Source organism: Shewanella maritima (assembly GCF_004295345.1).
Taxonomy (GTDB): Bacteria; Pseudomonadota; Gammaproteobacteria; order Enterobacterales; family Shewanellaceae; genus Shewanella; species Shewanella maritima.
On the sequence record NZ_CP036200.1, the window covers coordinates 4,306,836 to 4,326,157 of the forward strand.

Annotated in this window: 19 protein-coding genes; 14 read left to right on the forward strand and 5 right to left on the reverse strand. The window is 45.2% G+C overall.

The features are described from left to right. Positions 1-78: 78 nt before the first annotated feature. The 6 genes from EXU30_RS18290 to fdx are packed head-to-tail and all read left to right on the forward strand — an operon-like array spanning position 79 to position 4,897. Positions 79-1,293 (forward strand): IscS subfamily cysteine desulfurase, encoded by a 1,215-nt coding sequence (locus EXU30_RS18290; RefSeq protein WP_130602473.1) that lies wholly within the window; start codon positions 79-81, stop codon positions 1,291-1,293. 59 nt (positions 1,294-1,352) lie between these two features. Further along, complete coding sequence (gene iscU / locus EXU30_RS18295) at positions 1,353-1,736, forward strand: Fe-S cluster assembly scaffold IscU (RefSeq protein ID WP_130602475.1); 384 nt, start codon at positions 1,353-1,355, stop codon at positions 1,734-1,736. A 15-nt stretch (positions 1,737-1,751) separates the two neighbouring features. Continuing rightward, entirely contained in the window at positions 1,752-2,075 is a 324-nt protein-coding gene (gene iscA, locus EXU30_RS18300; RefSeq protein WP_130602477.1) for an iron-sulfur cluster assembly protein IscA, read from the forward strand. A 43-nt stretch (positions 2,076-2,118) separates the two neighbouring features. Beyond that, positions 2,119-2,643 (forward strand): co-chaperone HscB, encoded by a 525-nt coding sequence (hscB, locus tag EXU30_RS18305; protein WP_130602479.1) that lies wholly within the window; start codon positions 2,119-2,121, stop codon positions 2,641-2,643. A gap of 44 nt (positions 2,644-2,687) precedes the next feature. Beyond that, positions 2,688-4,547, forward strand: coding sequence for a Fe-S protein assembly chaperone HscA (gene hscA, locus EXU30_RS18310; protein ID WP_130602481.1), 1,860 nt, complete (start codon positions 2,688-2,690; stop codon positions 4,545-4,547). Positions 4,548-4,555: 8 nt separating this feature from the next. After that, positions 4,556-4,897, forward strand: coding sequence for an ISC system 2Fe-2S type ferredoxin (fdx, locus tag EXU30_RS18315; RefSeq protein WP_130602483.1), 342 nt, complete (start codon positions 4,556-4,558; stop codon positions 4,895-4,897). A 112-nt stretch (positions 4,898-5,009) separates the two neighbouring features. On the opposite strand, the gene EXU30_RS18320 is transcribed toward fdx, so the two are convergent. Together EXU30_RS18320 and EXU30_RS18325 are read right to left on the reverse strand one after the other, a co-directional pair. Further along, entirely contained in the window at positions 5,010-5,312 is a 303-nt protein-coding gene (locus EXU30_RS18320) for a TraR/DksA family transcriptional regulator (RefSeq protein ID WP_245335406.1), read from the reverse strand. Positions 5,313-5,533: 221 nt separating this feature from the next. Beyond that, on the reverse strand, positions 5,534-6,487 hold the full coding sequence (locus EXU30_RS18325; protein ID WP_130602485.1) for a tRNA-dihydrouridine synthase: 954 nt from the start codon (positions 6,485-6,487) through the stop codon (positions 5,534-5,536). Between the two features lie 331 nt (positions 6,488-6,818). On the opposite strand from EXU30_RS18325, the gene EXU30_RS18330 reads away from it, so the two are divergent. From EXU30_RS18330 to EXU30_RS18365, 8 genes are all read left to right on the forward strand, one after another. Continuing rightward, on the forward strand, positions 6,819-7,247 hold the full coding sequence (locus EXU30_RS18330) for an HvfA family oxazolone/thioamide-modified RiPP metallophore (RefSeq protein WP_130602487.1): 429 nt from the start codon (positions 6,819-6,821) through the stop codon (positions 7,245-7,247). Positions 7,248-7,353: 106 nt separating this feature from the next. Next, positions 7,354-8,190 carry an HvfB family MNIO-type RiPP peptide maturase gene (locus tag EXU30_RS18335; RefSeq protein WP_242620428.1) on the forward strand — a complete coding sequence of 279 codons (837 nt, stop codon included), beginning with the start codon at positions 7,354-7,356 and terminating at the stop codon, positions 8,188-8,190. A gap of 108 nt (positions 8,191-8,298) precedes the next feature. Next, a complete protein-coding gene (locus EXU30_RS18340; protein WP_130602489.1) occupies positions 8,299-9,057 on the forward strand; it encodes an HvfC family RiPP maturation protein in 759 nt (252 codons plus the stop codon). A gap of 174 nt (positions 9,058-9,231) precedes the next feature. After that, the gene (locus EXU30_RS20835; protein ID WP_278044722.1) at positions 9,232-9,357 is read left to right on the forward strand and encodes a hypothetical protein; all 126 of its coding nucleotides are present in this window, start codon (positions 9,232-9,234) and stop codon (positions 9,355-9,357) included. A 313-nt stretch (positions 9,358-9,670) separates the two neighbouring features. After that, on the forward strand, positions 9,671-10,039 hold the full coding sequence (locus tag EXU30_RS18350) for a YbaN family protein (protein WP_130602493.1): 369 nt from the start codon (positions 9,671-9,673) through the stop codon (positions 10,037-10,039). A gap of 130 nt (positions 10,040-10,169) precedes the next feature. Beyond that, the gene (apt, locus tag EXU30_RS18355; RefSeq protein WP_207234137.1) at positions 10,170-10,721 is read left to right on the forward strand and encodes an adenine phosphoribosyltransferase; all 552 of its coding nucleotides are present in this window, start codon (positions 10,170-10,172) and stop codon (positions 10,719-10,721) included. A gap of 245 nt (positions 10,722-10,966) precedes the next feature. After that, a complete protein-coding gene (dnaX, locus tag EXU30_RS18360) occupies positions 10,967-14,140 on the forward strand; it encodes a DNA polymerase III subunit gamma/tau (protein ID WP_130602495.1) in 3,174 nt (1,057 codons plus the stop codon). Between the two features lie 162 nt (positions 14,141-14,302). Then, a complete protein-coding gene (locus EXU30_RS18365; RefSeq protein ID WP_130602497.1) occupies positions 14,303-14,632 on the forward strand; it encodes a YbaB/EbfC family nucleoid-associated protein in 330 nt (109 codons plus the stop codon). A gap of 86 nt (positions 14,633-14,718) precedes the next feature. On the opposite strand, the gene EXU30_RS18370 is transcribed toward EXU30_RS18365, so the two are convergent. The 3 genes from EXU30_RS18370 to acs form a co-directional block, all read right to left on the reverse strand. Further along, a complete protein-coding gene (locus EXU30_RS18370; protein WP_130602499.1) occupies positions 14,719-14,979 on the reverse strand; it encodes a GrxA family glutaredoxin in 261 nt (86 codons plus the stop codon). Between the two features lie 161 nt (positions 14,980-15,140). Beyond that, on the reverse strand, positions 15,141-16,952 hold the full coding sequence (gene radD / locus EXU30_RS18375) for a DNA repair helicase RadD (RefSeq protein WP_242620262.1): 1,812 nt from the start codon (positions 16,950-16,952) through the stop codon (positions 15,141-15,143). Between the two features lie 224 nt (positions 16,953-17,176). After that, the gene (gene acs, locus EXU30_RS18380; protein ID WP_130602501.1) at positions 17,177-19,129 is read right to left on the reverse strand and encodes an acetate--CoA ligase; all 1,953 of its coding nucleotides are present in this window, start codon (positions 19,127-19,129) and stop codon (positions 17,177-17,179) included. Positions 19,130-19,322 lie beyond the last annotated feature (193 nt).

A 19,322-nucleotide genomic window follows, 5' to 3' on the forward strand; every position in this document is an offset into this window, starting at 1 on the left:
GCTTTGAGTTGATTTGAAAATAATTATTATTTGTACGTTGTATGGTGGCTAAAGGCTGCCCTTGTACGGAGTGTGAGTATGAAGCTTCCTATCTATTTAGATTACGCCGCAACAACCCCGGTTGACCCGCGTGTTGCAGATAAAATGGTTAAACACATGACTATGGACGGTGTTTTTGGCAACCCAGCCTCTCGTTCACACCGTTATGGCTGGCAAGCAGAAGAAGCCGTTGATATTGCGCGTAACCAAATTGCTGACCTTATCAATGCGGATCACCGCGAAATCGTGTTCACTTCAGGTGCAACTGAGTCTAGCAACCTTGCAATTAAAGGTATTGCGCACTTTTACCACAAGAAAGGTAAGCACATTATCACTAGCAAAACCGAGCATAAGGCGACCCTAGATACTTGTCGTCAATTAGAGCGCGAAGGTTTTGAAGTTACCTACCTTGAGCCAGAAGCAAACGGCATCATTCCTCTATCTCGCATTGAAGAAGCAATGCGTGAAGATACAATCCTTGTGAGCATCATGCATGTGAACAACGAAATTGGCGTTGTACATGATGTGACTGAAATCGGCGAGCTATGCCGCTCGAAGAAAATTTTCTTCCACATGGATGCAGCACAAAGCGCAGGTAAGCTGCCAATCGACGTACAAGAAATGAAAGTTGACCTTATCTCTATCTCAGGTCACAAAATGTACGGCCCTAAAGGTATTGGTGCACTATATGTTCGCCGTAAACCTCGTATTCGCCTTGAGTCGCAAATGCACGGTGGTGGCCATGAGCGCGGTATGCGTAGTGGTACACTTGCTACCCATCAAATCGTTGGTTTTGGTGAGGCTGCAGCGGTTGCTAAGCAAGATATGGAAAGCGATAACGCGCGCATTCGTCAGCTACGCGACAAACTATGGAATGGCATCAAGCACATCGAAGAAACTTACATCAATGGCGATATGGAGCAGCGTTACAGCGGTATCTTTAACGTGAGCTTTAACTTCGTTGAAGGTGAGTCTTTGATGATGGCACTTAAAGATTTAGCAGTATCTTCAGGCTCTGCCTGTACTTCTGCAAGCTTAGAGCCTAGTTACGTACTACGTGCTTTAGGTCTAAACGATGAAATGGCCCATAGCTCAATTCGTTTTTCTATCGGTCGCTTCACAACAGATGAAGAGATTGACCACGCAATTAAAACAATTACCGAGTCTATCGATAAACTACGCGCAATGTCTCCTTTATGGGAAATGTTTAAAGACGGTATCGACTTAGAAAAAGTGCAGTGGACTCACCACTAATAACAACCGTCTAACAGACGATATTGCATTGTTAAACGAACAGATTTTGGAGTAATACCATGGCTTATAGTGAAAAAGTAATCGACCATTATGAAAATCCACGTAACGTGGGTTCATTCGAAAAAGACGACCCATCAGTAGTGACTGGTATGGTTGGCGCACCAGCTTGTGGTGATGTAATGAAACTGCAGCTTAAGATTGATGACGAAGGCATTATCGAAGACGCTAAGTTCAAAACTTATGGTTGCGGCAGTGCGATTGCATCAAGCTCGCTAGTTACTGAGTGGGTTAAAGGTAAAACTGTTGAAGAAGCTGCAGCAATTAAAAACGCTGACATCGCTGAAGAGCTAGCGCTTCCACCGGTTAAAATCCACTGCTCAATTTTGGCTGAAGATGCAATCAAAGCCGCGATTGACGAGTACAAGACTAAACAAGACAAGTAATATCTGGAGTTAAACATGGCTATTACAATGACCCCAGCAGCGGTAGATCGAGTAAAATCGTTTCTAGCCAATCGTGGTAAGGGGCTTGGATTGCGCCTAGGGTTAAGAACATCCGGATGTTCTGGCATGGCTTACGTGCTTGAGTTTGTCGATGACCTTAACGACGATGATGAAGTTTACGCTATCGATGGCGTGAACATTATCATCGACGCTAAGAGTTTCATCTATTTACAAGGCATTGAACTCGACTTTGTAAAAGAAGGCCTAAACGAAGGTTTTCAATTTAACAACCCCAATGCCAAAGGTGAGTGCGGCTGTGGCGAAAGTTTCACGGTATAATCGACTCTCTTTGACAATCCAATAGCGCTGTGCGGTCCAATACATGAACTATTTTGAGCTTTTTCATTTTACGCCAGCCTTTGATATAGATACCACAGCGCTTGCAGAACGCTATCGCGAACTGCAGCGCGCGGTACATCCCGACAAATTCGCCCATGAATCTGAGCAACAAAAATTGCTATCTGTGCAACGTACCGCGCAGATTAATGACGGGTATCAAACGCTAAAAACACCTCTTCGCCGCGCTGAGCACATGCTTAGTTTGCGCGGTATCGATTTAAGTCACGAAACCACCACTGTTAAAGACACCAGTTTCTTAATGCAGCAGATGGAGTGGCGTGAAGCGCTAGAAGACATCAACCACAGTGATGATCCTCAAGATCTAATTGACGATTTATACGATTCATTCGCTCAGTTTGAAAAGTCGCTATTTAGTCAGTTATCCTCACTGCTTGAAAACAATAATGAGCAAGACAATTTATCTGCCGCGGATCAAATTCGTAAGCTCAAGTTTATGGCAAAGTTACAAGACGAGCTGTCGCGCATTGAAGACCAACTGCACGACTAGTTTTTGCCACGCATTTACATAACAAATTTACAAGTTGGAACAATATGGCACTGTTGCAAATTGCAGAACCTGGCCAAAGCGCCGCGCCACATCAACACCGCTTAGCTGTGGGTATCGATTTAGGAACCACCAACTCGCTGGTTGCCTCTGTACGCAGCGGCGAAGCCACAACGCTGGCTGATGAACAACAACGGCATTCACTACCTTCAGTGGTTCACTATGGTAAAGATGAGATTGTGGTTGGCCATCAAGCACAGGCATTATCAGCATCAGATCCGGTTAACACGATTGTTTCGGTTAAGCGTTTTATGGGACGTAGCCTTGCTGATGTGCAAGCAAATGACGTGCAGCACGCTTACCAGTTATCTGCCAGTGAGCACGGTTTACCTGTGTTTGAAACCTCTCAAGGCAAGGTTAACCCAATTCAGGTGTCTGCTGAGATCTTACGTCCATTAATTGAACGCGCTGAAAACACCTTAGGTGGTGAGCTTCAAGGCGCGGTGATTACTGTTCCGGCTTATTTCGATGATGCCCAGCGTCAAGGCACCAAAGATGCTGCTGAGTTACTCGGCGTTAAAGTATTAAGACTATTAAATGAGCCAACTGCAGCGGCGATTGCTTATGGTTTAGATACCCAGCAAGAAGGGGTTATCGCCATTTACGATTTAGGTGGCGGCACCTTTGATATCTCAATTTTGCGCCTTAATCGCGGCGTATTCGAAGTGCTAGCGACCGGCGGCGACTCTGCATTAGGCGGTGATGATTTTGACCATTTATTGCAAGCTCATCTGCAACAAGCATTTGCTTTAACTGAAGTTGATGTTCATTTAAACCGTCAGTTGTTAATTGAAGCGCGCCGCGTAAAAGAGCAGTTAACTGACATTGACGCTGTTGAAGCAACTATTGAAGTCGCAGGGACTACCCACACTTGCCAAGTTAGCAAAGCTGACTTTGACCAATTGATTGAAAAGCTAGTGAAAAAGACCATCAGTAGTTGTCGCCGCACGTTACGTGACGCTGGCGTGAGCACTGATGAAGTGCTTGAAACCGTGATGGTTGGCGGCTCAACTCGCGTGCCACTAGTACGTGAAAAGGTTGCAGATTTCTTTGGTAAAGCGCCATTAACCTCTATCGACCCTGATCGCGTTGTTGCCATTGGCGCGGCGATTCAAGCCGATATCCTTGCGGGTAACAAGCCTGACTCTGATTTACTACTGCTTGACGTACTGCCGTTATCGCTCGGTGTTGAAACCATGGGTGGTTTGGTTGAGAAGGTTGTCACGCGTAACACCACCATTCCTGTCGCACGCGCACAAGAGTTTACCACTTTTAAAGATGGTCAAACGGCAATGGCATTTCATGTGGTGCAGGGCGAGCGTGAGCTAGTTGACGACTGCCGCTCACTGGCGCGTTTTACTTTAAAAGGAATTCCACCATTAGCTGCAGGCGCTGCGCATATTCGAGTCACTTACCAGGTTGATGCCGATGGTTTGCTTAGCGTTACCGCGATGGAGAAATCAACGGGTGTGCAAACGTCAATTCAAGTGAAGCCATCGTTTGGGCTTTCAGATGTTGAAATTGCCACCATGTTAAAAGATTCAATGAAGCATGCGAAAGAAGACATTACCCGCCGTATGCTAACCGAGCAAAAGGTCGAAGCTGCACGAGTGATTGAATCGCTAACAGCAGCGCTGGCGAAAGACGGTGATTTATTGTCTAGTGAAGAGCGTGAGCAACTTGATAATGGCATTATTGAGCTTAATAATGTTGCCCAGGGCGACGACGTTGACGCCATTGAGAAAGCAATTTCAGCTTTAGATGCACAAACTCAGGACTTTGCATCTAAGCGTATGGATAATTCAATTAAGGCTGCGCTAACTGGCCAGTCAGTTGACAATATATAGGTGAAGCAATGCCACAGTTAGTATTTTTACCCCATGAAGAGTTGTGTCCAGATGGCGCAGTTGTCGAAGCTGAAGTGGGTGAAACCATTCTTGATGTCGCCTTAAAAAACGGTATTCATATTGAACATGCTTGTGAGAAGTCATGTGCTTGTACAACGTGTCACTGTATTGTTCGCGAAGGCTTTGACGACTTAGAAGAAAGCGATGAGCTAGAAGACGATATGCTAGACAAAGCCTGGGGACTTGAGCCTGAGAGCCGTTTAGCCTGCCAAGCTAAAGTTGTTGAAACAGACTTGGTTGTAGAGATCCCGAAATACACGCTCAACATGGTCAGTGAAGGCGACCATTAATTTCGCCTGTTACTATCATGTTTAGGTTGATAAACCAAAAAGCAGCGCATTAGCGCTGCTTTTTTGTTGGCTGTTAACTACTTATAAGCTGATGCTCTGGGAAAAGGTTCAATTAATGATTGAGCCTTAACTCTTGTCTATGTTCACGTAAATGCTTTTCACCGCATACGGCACAGCGCTGCTCAGTAGGATCGGCTGCTAGGCGCTCAGGCTCAATTTCCATCTCACAATCGGCGCACAAGCCATATAAGCCAAGTTCTAGTTGGCAGTAGGCTGCATCAAGCTGCACTAGCTTATGGAATAGCTCGTCGTCCAGTAAATGAGTATGGCTGATTTGCTCGATTAACTCAGGCAAAGTGGCTTGTTCATTAACGCTTAGGCGCTGCTCAGCCATCAGAGGAGTGTTTAGCGCCAAGCTAAGTTGAGAGCGTAGCGCAACCTCTCGGTTGATCAGAATTTGTTTGGTAGCTTGGCTGGACACGTTATTCGCCTTATTTCAGATAATGAAGACGATTTTAAGCGGTCAAATGTTATTCGCTATGATGAAGATCAATCGACAGCTAATTAATGGAATAATTAAGCAAAATTCATACGTTTATTGGACGAATGAGCATAGCGTAAGTGTTTTTCGCCGATTTAGTGGCGTGAAGCTAAGTCTTGGTTCGCTTTTTCTAGCTCAGTGACAATCGCATCTGTGGTTTTATGCACCCTAAGTTGCCTAAATAGCGCTTCTGCTTGTGGGTATTGACGGTTGAGATACCTAAACCACTGCTTGATACGTGCTGGATAATAAGTTGCTTTCTTACCGTTTAATTCACGCTGGGTGTATTGCAGCAAGAGTTGCAGTGTTTGTTGCCAGCTAAATGGCTCCGCGCCATTTTTTATTGTGTCAGCAAGGTTTGGCAGTGAAATTGCGCCGCGGCCAACCATAATGTCACTGCACTGAGTCACATCCATACAGCGTTTGGCATCGTCGACGTTCCATATTTCACCATTAGCAATGACTGGAATAGGAATAGCTTTGCGGATTTCAGTAATGTATTCCCAATAGGCTGGAGGCTTGTAGCCGTCAACTTTACTGCGTGCATGTACTGCAAGCTCAGTTGCACCGGCTTCATAAATTGCCAGCGCGTTTTCCATAAACTTAGATTTATCTTCAAAGCCTAAACGGATCTTGGCGGTGACTGGCTGCTCGCTTGGTACTGCCTCACGCATGGCTTTGACAATATCGTATATGGTCTCTGGGTACTGCAAAAGCACAGCGCCGCCATTACTCTTGTTCACCATTTTTGCAGGGCAACCAAAGTTAGCATCGACGCCATGAGATCCAAGCTCCACCGCTTTATAAGCGTTTTCTGCCATCCAGTCGGCATGTTGGCCTAATAGCTGAACCCTAACTGGCGTACCAGAGGGTGTTAGGCCGTTATTGTGCAGTTCAGGGCAAAGCTTGTAATACACTTTTTCTGGCAATACTTGATTTACCACGCGCACAAACTCAGTGACCACCAGATCATAAGGGTTGATTGCTGATAAAAGATCTCGCATGTGGTCGTCAACCACACCTTCCATCGGGGCCAGAATAATACGCACGTTGAATCCAAGTCAGTAAAAGGGCGCTTATTTTAGCGTGTAAAGTTCGCCACGCCAGTAGTTTTATCTAGGTAATTAGGCCGCTACTCGGTAGCTTATTGTTATTTATCGTTATATTGAATTGCTACGGTAAAAAAATCCGCTATTATCAAAGGTGAAGACTCTATTCGCTAGCAGGGATTTGCAGTGGTTGAATTGATCTAGAATAATTTTTTTAACTTTTTTGAAATAAAAATAATTAACCCAAGGTCTATTCAGGTAAGTCAGCGCATTGAGAGCAAACAAAGGTGAGTTGGCCACCCATTACAATATTTTAAAAGGAAGATAAATTATGAGTTCAATCAAACAAACATCAGTAGCAGTAGCATTAGGTGCAGTTGTAATGAGTGCTGGCCTAGCAACAGAAGTACAAGCAAATCCATTTGGTTTTGAGCAAATGTCTTCAGGCTACCAGTTAGATGGTGGTGAAGGTAAATGCGGCGAAGGCAAGTGTGGTGAAGGTAAATGTGGCGGCGACAAAAAAGCCAAAGCAAAAGAAGGTAAGTGTGGCGAAGGCAAATGCGGTGAAGGCAAGTGCGGCGGCGACATGAAGAAAGCCAAAGAAGGCAAGTGTGGCGAAGGTAAATGCGGTGAAGGCAAATGTGGCGGCGACATGAAAAAAGCCAAAGAAGGTAAATGTGGCGAAGGCAAGTGTGGTGGCGACATGAAAGCTAAAGAAGGTAAATGTGGTGAAGGTAAGTGTGGCGGCGACATGCAATAAGCAAGTCGGCTAATACATGATATAAAGGCCTGACTATCAGGCCTTTTTTGTACGAGTTTGGTATGATTTTTATATTGCGCAGATAAAGGAAGTAATCATGACTGAAATGAGTGGTACGCGTCACCCAAATCCTATGGTCGGGCTAGGATTACGCCGAGAAATGTTAGATGAATTTTGTCAGCAAACGCCTAACCAAATTGAGTTTTTCGAGGTCGCACCTGAAAACTGGATGACGCTTGGTGGCAAGTTTGGCAAGCAATTTAAGCAACTCACCGAGCGGTACGCGTTTTTTTGCCATGGTTTGTCTTTATCGATTGGTAGCCCTGAGGCGTTAGACGTTGAGTTTGTCAAAAACATCAAAACCTTTTTAGATGCGCACAATATTGATGTCTACTCTGAGCATTTGTCTTATTGCTCTGGTACAGGGCATATGTATGACTTGATGCCCATTCCATTTACCGATGATGCGGTTAGCTATGTTGCTAAGCGCATTAAGCAAGTCGAAGATATTTTAGAGCGACCATTTATTCTCGAAAATGTCTCTTTCTATGCCGCTCCTGGTGCACAGATGAGTGAACAAGACTTTGTCAACGCTGTGCTGAGCGAGGCTGATTGCCAATTATTGTTAGATGTAAACAACATCTATGTAAATTCGATTAATCATCAATATGATGCGCTTAAGTTTCTCAAAGCGATGCCAAGCGAGCGTATTAAATATCTGCATGTGGCTGGGCATTACGAAGAAGATGTTGATTTAAGAGTCGATACCCATGGCGCAGATGTGATTGACCCGGTTTGGAAGTTGCTTGAGCAGTGTTATCAAATTCATGGTGTGTATCCCACCTTACTTGAGCGTGATTTTAATATCCCGCCTACAAGTGAGCTATTGAAAGAGATTAACCAGATTCATGCATTGCAACAGCAAGGCATTGCGAGTAAGTAGTAGCCCGATGAGGCAGTCGCCTAATGAGATTGATTAGTGCCAAACGTATAGATTTTGCTAGATGTTTAGATTTTGCTAGACGTTTAGATTTTGCTAAAGGTGTAACAGATGGACTTTAAAGCTCAGCAACAGCAATTTATGGATTACATTAAAAATCCTCAAAATCCCATCCCTGAGGGGATAGAGCCGCGACGAATGACGATTTATCGCGAGCTTTTCTTTAATAATGTCGATGGCTTTGTATCTAGCGCTTTCCCTGTATTAAAAAGCTTGTATTCACAGCAAGCCTGGGGTGATTTAGTGCAGCAGTTTTTTGAGAAACATGACTGCCAAACCCCAATATTTGTTGAGATAGCACAAGAGTTTTTAAGCTTTTTACAAAACGAGTACCAGTTAACCGACGATGATCCGGTATTTATGTTGGAACTGGCACATTATGAATGGTTAGAACTGGTTGTTGCTATATCAAAGCCAAACCCCGCTCAGCAAAAACTTGAGCCTGAACAAGTTAGCCATGAGCCTTTGTGCTTCTCAAGCTTGGCAAGGATTGCTCAGTATGCATTTGACGTGCAGCACATTAGCCTTGATTACCAACCAATTGAGCCACCGCAGCAGCCACAGTTTTTTTGTGTTTATTTAGATGACGTGCAAGAGGTGGCATTTTTGCAGCTTAACCCGTTGAGCGCTCAGGTGCTGGCATATATTGATGCCGCGCAACAGCCAGTGAGTTTCAGTCAAATAACGGATTGGCTGATGACGGCTTACCCAAATATGGCTCAGGAGACGATCAGTGCAGGCTGTTTAGATATGCTTAAACAAATGGCCGAGCAGGGGATTGTTGTCACCACTAAGCAAAGTATTGAATAGCTCGATATTGTAACTGTTCTGAGGGTAGAAATATCCCACAAAATTTATGGTTTTTATTCTGAACACAAATCGCTAGAATGGCGCGACTTTGTGAAGTGAGTCACAAATTCTAGTCGTGTATGGCCTAATGGCTCATGCGAATTTGCGTAAAACAATAATCAGATAGGAACCATTATGAGTCAGCCGTTTAAAGACCCGTTTAACTTTTTATATTTTGTTGGTTTTATTCTTGTTTTGTTGCTGCCAACGCTGCCTGCAAGCTTATCTTTCCTGCGTCTTGCTGGTGTGATTCAATTCTAATCAAGCACTAGAAGCTCCATTGTTCCCTATAAGGCCACCTCAATGAGGTGGCTTTTTGTTTTGGCTCGTCGGTTAGCTTGCATGCAAAACAGTGCTGTAAGTTGAGCGCTAACTAATCAAACGCAAGGGCACTATGACTGGTAACGGGGATTAACCATAGTCTATTAAGTTTGATTTTAGCCTTTGATGTTAGGCTAAATGCCATGTTTGTAGCGTTATAAGTTTAAGTAAATTTACTGTATCGACGGCAATTAGCTGATAATATCGGCGAGTAATTTATGGCGTATTTGAGTTAAGTACAGATAAGGTTTTCATGGTAATCAAGCGCGGTTTTTTTCTTGTTATTGGCCTGACTAGTTTAGGGCTCGGGATACTCGGTATTGCAGTTCCTCTGCTGCCTACGGTGCCCTTTATCTTGCTGTCGGCTTATTGTTTTGCCCGCTCAAGCGAGCGATTACATAATTGGTTGATGACTCACCCTTGGTTTGCTGAGGCATTAAATAGTTGGCAGCAACAACGCGCATTGCCAAAAGCGTTGAAGAAAAAGGCCATGATCATGACCACGCTGAGTTTCGCAGTGAGTATTGCGATTGTGCCTTTGGTATGGGTGAAGATTATGCTTGCCTGTATGCTTTGTGGATTGTTGTTTTACTTAAAATCGATTCCAGATGTACAAGAATGAGGCATGTATCAAGTCGATAAGTTGCAACGCAAGCGGAACAGGCATAAGATCACATCATCTTTACACAAGTCCACATTTGTTGTGGACTTTTTATTGCGCAGAATTAAATTAAGCAACTTAGAGTAATCGTATTATGATGAATCAAGACAGCCTCGCACTAATTAAAGCCAGCATTAAAACTATTCCTGACTACCCAAAGCCAGGCATCATGTTCCGCGATGTCACCAGCTTGTTAGAAGACGCTCAAGCGTACAAAGCAACGATGGCACTGCTTGTGGCACATTATCAATCAAAAGGTTTTACCAAAGTGGTTGGTACAGAAGCGCGTGGTTTCCTTTTCGGCGCGCCATTAGCATTAGAGTTAGGTATTGGTTTTGTTCCTGTGCGTAAACCAGGTAAGTTACCACGAGCAACTGAAGCGCAAAGCTATGAACTTGAATACGGCACCGACACCTTAGAAATTCACACCGATGCCATTGAGCCAGGTGACAAAGTACTTGTAGTAGATGACTTGCTCGCTACTGGCGGCACAATCGATGCAACAGTCCAATTGATCCGTCGTCTAGGTGGTAATGTTGAGCACGCTGCCTTTGTTATTTCACTACCTGAGATTGGCGGTGAAAAGCGCTTGAAAGATCTTGGTCTTGAAGTGATGAGCCTGTGTGAGTTCGAAGGCGAATAATCCCCTTTCTATTTAGGCCATAAAGCTGGGTAATTCTTGCCCTGTGTCAAGTGGCGATATTCCCAGCTAATGGTTGTCAAACAATAGCGTGACTTAGGTTTGCATGTTATTGTTTGGCATCATACTTTGCCAACATCCAGCGTTAGTTAGCCTGCATCTGTTATCGTTAGTCAGTTAACTGAAACCGCCGCTGTATTGCTGTCTAAGTTCAAGTTTTTTCTAGTTTGATTAGTTTGGGGATATTCATGTCATATCAGGTGTTAGCGCGTAAATGGCGACCTGCCACATTTGAGCAAATGGTTGGGCAGTCGCATGTGCTAATGGCGCTGACTAACGCACTGACACAGCAGCGATTGCATCATGCTTATCTCTTTACTGGTACTCGCGGTGTGGGTAAAACCAGTCTTGCACGTTTGTTTGCCAAAGGCCTTAATTGTGAGCTCGGCGTGAGTGCAACGCCATGCGGTCAATGCGCCAGCTGCGTTGAAATTGCCGAAGGTCGTTTTGTTGATCTTATTGAGGTGGATGCCGCTTCACGAACCAAGGTTGATGACACTCGTGAGCTGCTCGATAACGTGCAGTACAGACCAACCCGTGGCCGCTATAAAGTCTACCTGATTGACGAAGTACACATGTTGTCAAAAAGCAGTTTTAATGCACTGCTGAAAACCCTAGAAGAGCCGCCAGAGCATGTAAAGTTTCTGCTGGCGACAACCGACCCTCATAAATTACCTGTAACCGTACTATCACGCTGTTTGCAGTTTAATTTAAAGAGCTTGTCGCAAGATGAAATCGCCAATCAACTCAACTTTGTTTTAGGGCAAGAGCAAATAGCTTTTGATGACGCAGCGCTGAATTTACTCGCAAAAGCCGCTAACGGCAGCATGCGTGATGCATTGAGTTTGACTGATCAAGCGATTGCTTTTAGCAGTGGTCAGGTATTGATTGAGCAGGTTCGCTCAATGCTTGGCAGTATTGATGAGCAACATGTCATTGCGCTACTTAAAGCACTGTGTGATGCTGAAATCGGGCCACTAATGCAATGCTTGCATCGCATTCTGGCCTTCGGCGCTGATGCCGATGAAGTGTTGCGCAGTTTACTCGAACTACTGCACCAAATTACCTTAACTCAATTTGCACCAGCTGCAGCGCAGCAATCGCTATATAGCGAGCAAATTATCAACTTTGCCCAGCAAATATCAGCCGAGCAAATTCAGCTGTACTACCAGTTATTACTGAGTGGTCGCAAAGATCTGCCCCATGCACCAGATCCTAAGTCTGGCTTAGAAATGGCGCTGCTACGCGCGGTTGCTTTCGTACCTGAAAAATCGACCCAGCGTTGGATAGTACAGGACCAAGCTCAGGTCGACCTTGAAGCAAAGCCTATTCGCGAGGTCGTCGAGACCAGCCCAAAGCCAGCTAGCGAGCAAAGCTCTGAAGCAACTGAAGCAGATAGCTTAGAGTCCAATTTAGCCGACAAAGCTGAGGTGGAAGAGCCTGTAGCGTCTCAAGAACCAGTCGTTTCCCAAGAAACAGTCGTTTCTCAAGACGCAGTATCAGCCAGTTCTCAAAACCAAGAACAAGTCTCGTCTCAAGATGTTAATGAGCAAGCTTTGCCGCCCGAGAAACCGACAGTTTCGGAGCAACCCAAGTTAACCGAAGCGGCATCTGAAAATGATGCATCAGAAGCCGAAGATGATCAGCATGCATTAAATGCAGAGCAAGCAATCTTATTGAGTCAGGCCCAGTCGCTAGGGTTTGAGGAGACTACGCTCGGTAATGAAGATAAATCGCTCGCTAGTGATGAGCCGTCGAAACAAGCTGAAATTCATGCTGACGTCTCTCACTCACAAGCTGAAGAAGCTACAAGTCACTCGGGTATAAGCGCAACTCAGCTTGAAACTCGAGAAGATGCTCAATCAGAGCCAGAGCAGCTGCATACTGCACAAGAGGAAGCTGTTTCGGCAGTAGATACTCAGGTTGCTAACTCTGATACTCAAGCAAGCTCGGCAACCCAAGCAAGTTCCAGCAATGAGGTGAGCGCCGATGATGCGTATCATATGGCAATGGCTGAAATGTCAGAGCAAATGGCTGATGACGATTATCAGTATGGCTTGATGTCAGATGCTAGCGAGTTGGCAACTGAAACCCAAATGGGCAATGGCGCTGAGATAAGTCATAACGCTAAAGTTTCTGAACTAACACTAGAGCAAGCACTAGAGCAAGCACCTGAACAAACCGTTGCATCTCAATCTAGTGTGATTTCTGAAGCTGTGACATCAAATGAAGATGATGATCTTGATGACATGCTTGATGCTGTATTAAACAGCCGCGCTGAGCTGGTAGCTGATTTAGAAGCGTTAGCCATAGAGCAAAAGAATAATCAAGCTAATGAGGCTGCAGCCGCAAAAAAGAGTGCTAAAGAAAAATCCGCGAAGCCAGTCGAGCCGAAACAGGCTGATTCTGTCACTGCAAGCGCTAATGCCGATACTTACAATGATACTAGTTCTGATGTCGAAAGCTCTGATGTCGCTAACTATGAGGCTAACCGCTCAGAGACTGGCAACTCAAAGATTGGTAACTCAGAAATTAGCAGTGCAGAAGCAAGCCAATTTAATGCACCAGACGCGGTTAAGTCTGAAGATTCATCTGAAGCACCAACAAGTTACACAAGTAGTGAAGATAGACCACCTTGGGTAGAGCCAAGCCCAGAAGAACTTGCGGCGGAAAATCAAGTCGCTTCCCTAGTTGAACAAACATTAGTAGAGCAACCATTAGTTGAAGCTAGTCAACAAGCTGAGTCTGCTTCACCTCAGACTCAGCAGCCACAAGCCCTGACTACTCAAGCCTCTACTACTCAAGCTCAGGCGACTCAAGTACAAGCAACGGGTCAGCAGTCAAGTGCAGCGCACTCACAAAGCCCAGAGCAAGTAGAAGATGCTAACACTGGTCACTCAAATGCCAATGCTAATGGCCATCAGATAACCGGTGATGAACGTGATTTACAGTGGTATCGGGTAATGAGTCAGGTAAAAGCCGGTGGGCGTGTGCGTCAGCTTGGAGTTAACTCTATTTGTCATGGGCTAACATCGCCGCTGAAGCTGACGTTAAAACCAGATCAAAAGCATTTAGCAGCACCAGCGGCTATTTCACAACTTGAGGCGGCATTAACGGATTACCTTGAGCAAGAAACCCGTGTCGAGATTGAAGTTGGCGCGGTGCAAGGGCATGAAACACCGCTAGAGTTGCGTAAACGATTCCATCAAGAATTAACTGCTGGCGCGACACAGTCACTGTTAAATGATGATAGCGTGCAATGGATGATACAAACCCTTGGTGCACAGTTAAACCAAGATAGCGTGTTATACCCAACCGAGCAGTTAAGCCAAATTGGCAACTTAATCCCAGCTCAACATTAGCGGTGAGTTAACGCGATACAATAAAAAGTCATTTTTGGCGTTAGATGATCAATCCTTCATCTCAAAAAGCTAATACTAGCATTGCCAATTAAGTTTATTTCAGTAAGATGGGCTGCATATGAAAGCAGCTTGCTGTCAACGTTAGAGTAAAGAGAAAAGATTATGTTTGGAAAAGGCGGTATGGGCAACTTAATGAAGCAAGCCCAGATGATGCAAGACAAAATGGCGAAGATGCAAGAAGAGATCGCTCGCGCAGAAATGACAGGCGAAGCTGGTGCGGGTCTTGTAAAAGTAACCATGACAGGTGCTCACAATGTTCGTAAGGTTGAGATTGACCCAAGCCTTATGGAAGACGACAAAGAAATGCTAGAAGATCTGATTGCAGCTGCATGTAACGATGCTGCACGTCGTATTGAAGAGAATCAAAAAGAGAAAATGGCTGAAGTAACTGGCGGTATGCAATTACCACCAGGTATGAAAATGCCTTTCTAAGCTTTTACCGCTTAAATTAACAAAGCCAGCTCATTGAGCTGGCTTTGTTGTACTTAGGCTAGGTTAACCTGATTAGAGGCTACTAATTAGCTTAGTAGGCCGTTCTCGCGCACGTATTGTTCGAACTCAGTGCAGCCACCGATTGGCTTTTCGTCGATGAAGATTTGCGGCACGGTTTCTACAGGCTTACCTACGCTTTTAGACAGGTCAGCTTTTGAGATCCCTTCAGCGTGGATATCGACATATTTAAATTTAAAATCATCACGTTGTTCAGTCAGCTTTTCTGAAAGTTCAACGGCACGTACGCAATATGGGCAGCCTGGGCGACCAAAAATAACAACAAACATAATGACTCCTCTTATTAGTGTGAGCAATTTATAACATAAGTTGCAGTTAATGAATAACCTAGATGGCGATAAATTCATCTAACAACATAGCGTTAGCAGTTAAGCGTTTATTTGTGTGATGCTACTATCATTCATTGCTGACAAGTGGTTAGGTGAAGCGCTTAGCTAAAGTCAGTTTTGTGTCGGCCTTGATAGTCAAAGAAGCTTTCAACGAGATCCCAGCGGTGCTTGTTTTTCTTAAGTAGTAGCATGTCAGGCATGCGAAAACGCTCGCTGTCATTAATTACCGCGCTAATCGAATTGTACTGAGGGTGAAGTATCCCCGGCGTTTTTGTGTGCTCTAACACAAAGGTGGCGTAAAACGCTTTGCGCTGAGCGCTGGTGTCAAAGCGGTAGTAACGTTTAAAGTCGTTACCCTCTATGTCTAGGTATTGAATAATAAGCTTGTCATCTTGCTCGCTAAACAGCATTTGCTGGCATTTGAAAAGGTGGTGATGCTGAGATTGCAGTACCTGCTTTAGGCGTTTGTCTGGGTCGATTAAGGTCGAGTCGCAGCAATGACACACTCTGGCGGCAATATCGTTTTCTGCGCCGCAATCAGGGCAAGACTTGGAGCGAAAGCGAAAGTCGCATTGCATTTGTTTATCACTATTGACCTCGTCACTTAGTCGATCAAGATTACCATCGAAAGTTTCTGCTTCAACTAACCCCTGACAACGCCTACCAAAGTGTTCGACTAAATCGCCGTCACCATCGACTATGCCCCAAAAGGTATTTGCAAACTGGCACACAGGGCAGTGGACTTGCACTGGAACTGACCTACTGTTGGGTTTAACTTGACCTACTTCAGGAAAGAACAAGTCGTAACCATTAGCGGCGTAATCAATGACCAAACAGTCCTCTTTGTTGTCGCTTAAGCGCAAGCCGCGACCAACCATTTGTTGAAACAAGCTCACCGACGCCGTTGGTCTGAGAATCGCGATAAAGTCGACATGAGGCGCATCAAAGCCTGTGGTTAATACTGCTACGTTTACGATGAATTTTATCTCCCTAGCTTTAAAGCGAATGATAATGTCGTCACGTTCACTATGCGGGGTGTTAGCTGTAATAAGCGCTGCAGAGTCATTTGTATTTTCTGGCGCAAACTTTTCAAGTAACGCCATGATTTCTTGTGCGTGTCTCACGGTTGCCGCGAATACAATCACGCCTTGTCTTGTGCGGGCAAGGTCGATAATTTGCTTGGTAATTGCTGTGGTTGCACGGCCTTGGTGATTCAGTAGCGAGTCTACTTGCTGCGCGGGGTATTCACCGGTTTCGCTTGGCGTAAGCTCATTAAAGTCATATTGAGCGCTTAAGCCATCAAGCAGTTTTGGCTGAGTTAAAAAGCCTTGTTTGATCAGCGGTCGCATAGGCAGTTCAAATATGCACTTTTCAAATACTGGGTTATCGCTATTGCCAACTTTACCGTGATAGTGAGTACGATAAATCCAGCCGATACCTAAACGATAGGGCGTCGCGGTCAGCCCGAGTAGCTTGATGTTGGGATTTTTGTCTCTCAGCACGCTAAGCAGTGTTTGGTATTGACTGGTGTCGTCATTCGACACCCTATGGCACTCATCAATAATTACCAGCGAGAAAGCTTGATCAAATTTTTCAATCGCTCTGGCAGCGGATTGCACGCTGGCGACCACAGTTTTGCCGCTGGCCTTCTTTTGCTTTAGGCCTGCGGAATAAATGCTGGCTTTGTCGGTCAGTAATCCGACTTTTTCAGCGTTCTGCTCAACGAGTTCCTTTACATGGGTCAATACCAACACATTGCCATTGGCAATACGTGCTAACTCCGCCACCACGATACTTTTACCTGCACCAGTTGGCAGTACGATTACGGCGGATTGCTGGCTTTGTTTGAAATGGCGAATGGCAGCATCAACTGATTGCTGCTGGTAATCACGAAGTTTAATGGTAGAGGGCACTGACGTTGGATTTACACGGGTTTGATTAGTTTGCCCAACATGCTAACACAGCAGCTATCTAGAGTGGCATCAAACTGAGTTATGGAAAGGCTGGATGAATAAAAAAATGCCCCTCAAATGAGGGGCGATTGAGGAGGGTGAGTCCTCAGGATAGTGTTGTATAACAAGTAAACGGGTTAGCTCGCACTAAGCAATTGCTTAAGCCAGCTTGTATGAGTTAACCATTATTCAGCTTTGTTCAAGCGGGTTTCAATTAAGGTATCGATAACCGCTGGATCTGCCAGTGTTGACGAATCACCTAGGTTAGTAATTTCATTAGCAGCAATCTTACGTAAGAAGCGGCGCATAATTTTGCCTGAGCGAGTTTTCGGTAAACCGCCAGCAAACTGGATTAAATCCGGTGTGGCGAGGGCACCAATTTCTTTTCGTACCCATTGACGTAGCTCTAAACGCAGCTCTTCTGTGGCTTCAATGCCGCGAGATAACGTCACGTAAGCGTAAATGCCTTGGCCTTTAATATCGTGCGGATAGCCAACTACTGCAGCCTCTGCGACTAACTCGTGTGCAACCAGTGCGCTTTCAACCTCGGCGGTACCTAAGCGGTGACCAGAGACGTTAATGACGTCATCAACACGACCTGTGATCCAGTAGTAGCCGTCTTCATCACGGCGAGCACCGTCACCGGTGAAGTACATACCGCGGAAGGTTTTAAAGTAGGTCAGTGCAAAGCGGTCATGGTCGCCATAAACGGTGCGCATTTGCCCAGGCCATGAGTCTAGAATAACTAGGTTACCTTCAGCCGCACCTTCAATAATATTGCCCATGTTATCAACGAGTGCTGGTTGCACGCCAAAGAATGGACGCGTCGCTGAACCTGGCTTAGTATCGGTTGCACCAGGCAGCGGGCTAATCAAAATACCGCCTGTTTCTGTTTGCCACCAGGTATCAACAATCGGGCAGTGTTCACGGCCAATAACCTCATGGTACCAGCGCCAAGCCTCTGGGTTAATCGGCTCACCCACTGAACCCATAATACGTAGCGACTTACCATCAAATCCGTCAAACTGCTCTTTACCTTCGGCCATTAATGCGCGGATAAGCGTTGGTGCGGTATAAAGAATGTTGACGTTGTGACGATCAATCATTTCACCAAGACGCGCTGGTGATGGATAGTTTGGCACGCCTTCATGAATAAGAATGGTTGCGCCATTGGCAAGCGGGCCATAAACCATGTAAGAGTGACCCGTGATCCAACCTACATCGGCAGTACACCAGTAGATCTCACCATCTTTGTAGTCAAATACATACTCATGGGTCATGGATGCATACACCATGTAACCACCAGTGGTGTGGAGCACGCCCTTAGGGTTACCGGTTGAACCTGAGGTATAAAGTAAAAATAGCGGGTCTTCAGCGTTCATTTCTTCATAGGCGCAATGCTCAGAAGCAACGTCCATGATAGATTCCCACCAGATATCGCGACCCTCAACCCAGTTGATATCGCCGCCGGTGCGATTGAGTACTATCACTTTTTCAACACATTGCACATCAGGGTTAGATAACGCCTGATCAACACTGTCTTTTAGCGGAATTTTACGACCGCCGCGAATACCTTCATCGGCGGTGATTACAACTTTTGATTTACCGTCAATCACACGTGATGCAATAGAGTCTGGTGAGAAACCACCAAATACCACAGAGTGAACTGCGCCAATACGCGCACAGGCAAGCATAGCAACAGCCGCTTCTGGCACCATTGGCATGTAAATGGTGACTACATCACCACGGGCAACACCTTGGCTGCGAAGGGCATTAGCAAACTTACACACATCTGCATGAAGTTCTTTATAAGTGATTTTGCGCTGCTCAGCGGCATCATCGCCTTCCCAAATAATTGCTACTTTGTCGCCGTTATCTTCAAGGTGGCGGTCTAAACAGTTAGCTGAGGCGTTAAGTGTGCCGTCATAAAACCATTCAATCGACAGGTTGTGGTCGTCGAATGAGGTTTGCTTAATCTTGCTGTAAGGTTTTATCCAGTCTACGCGTTTGCCATGCTCGCGCCAAAAGCCCTCTGGGTTAACAATGGACTCTTGGTACATCTTTTTATATTGGTCGTTGTTGACCAGTGCATTGTTAGCGATATCGCTAGGAACTTGATATAGAGACTGCGAACTCATAGGGTTTCCCTTTGTAAAATGGCTTATCGAAAGTATCATCCGCTTTTAGGGATGAGCTCCATTAGACCTTGGTCTAGTTTTAAAAAATCCTTAATATTTAGCCCGTTGCGCGTGCTAATATCCTCAACTACTTACGTTACCCTATAGATTATTAGTTGTTCAATTACATCTATATATGTCGTTGTTCTTTATT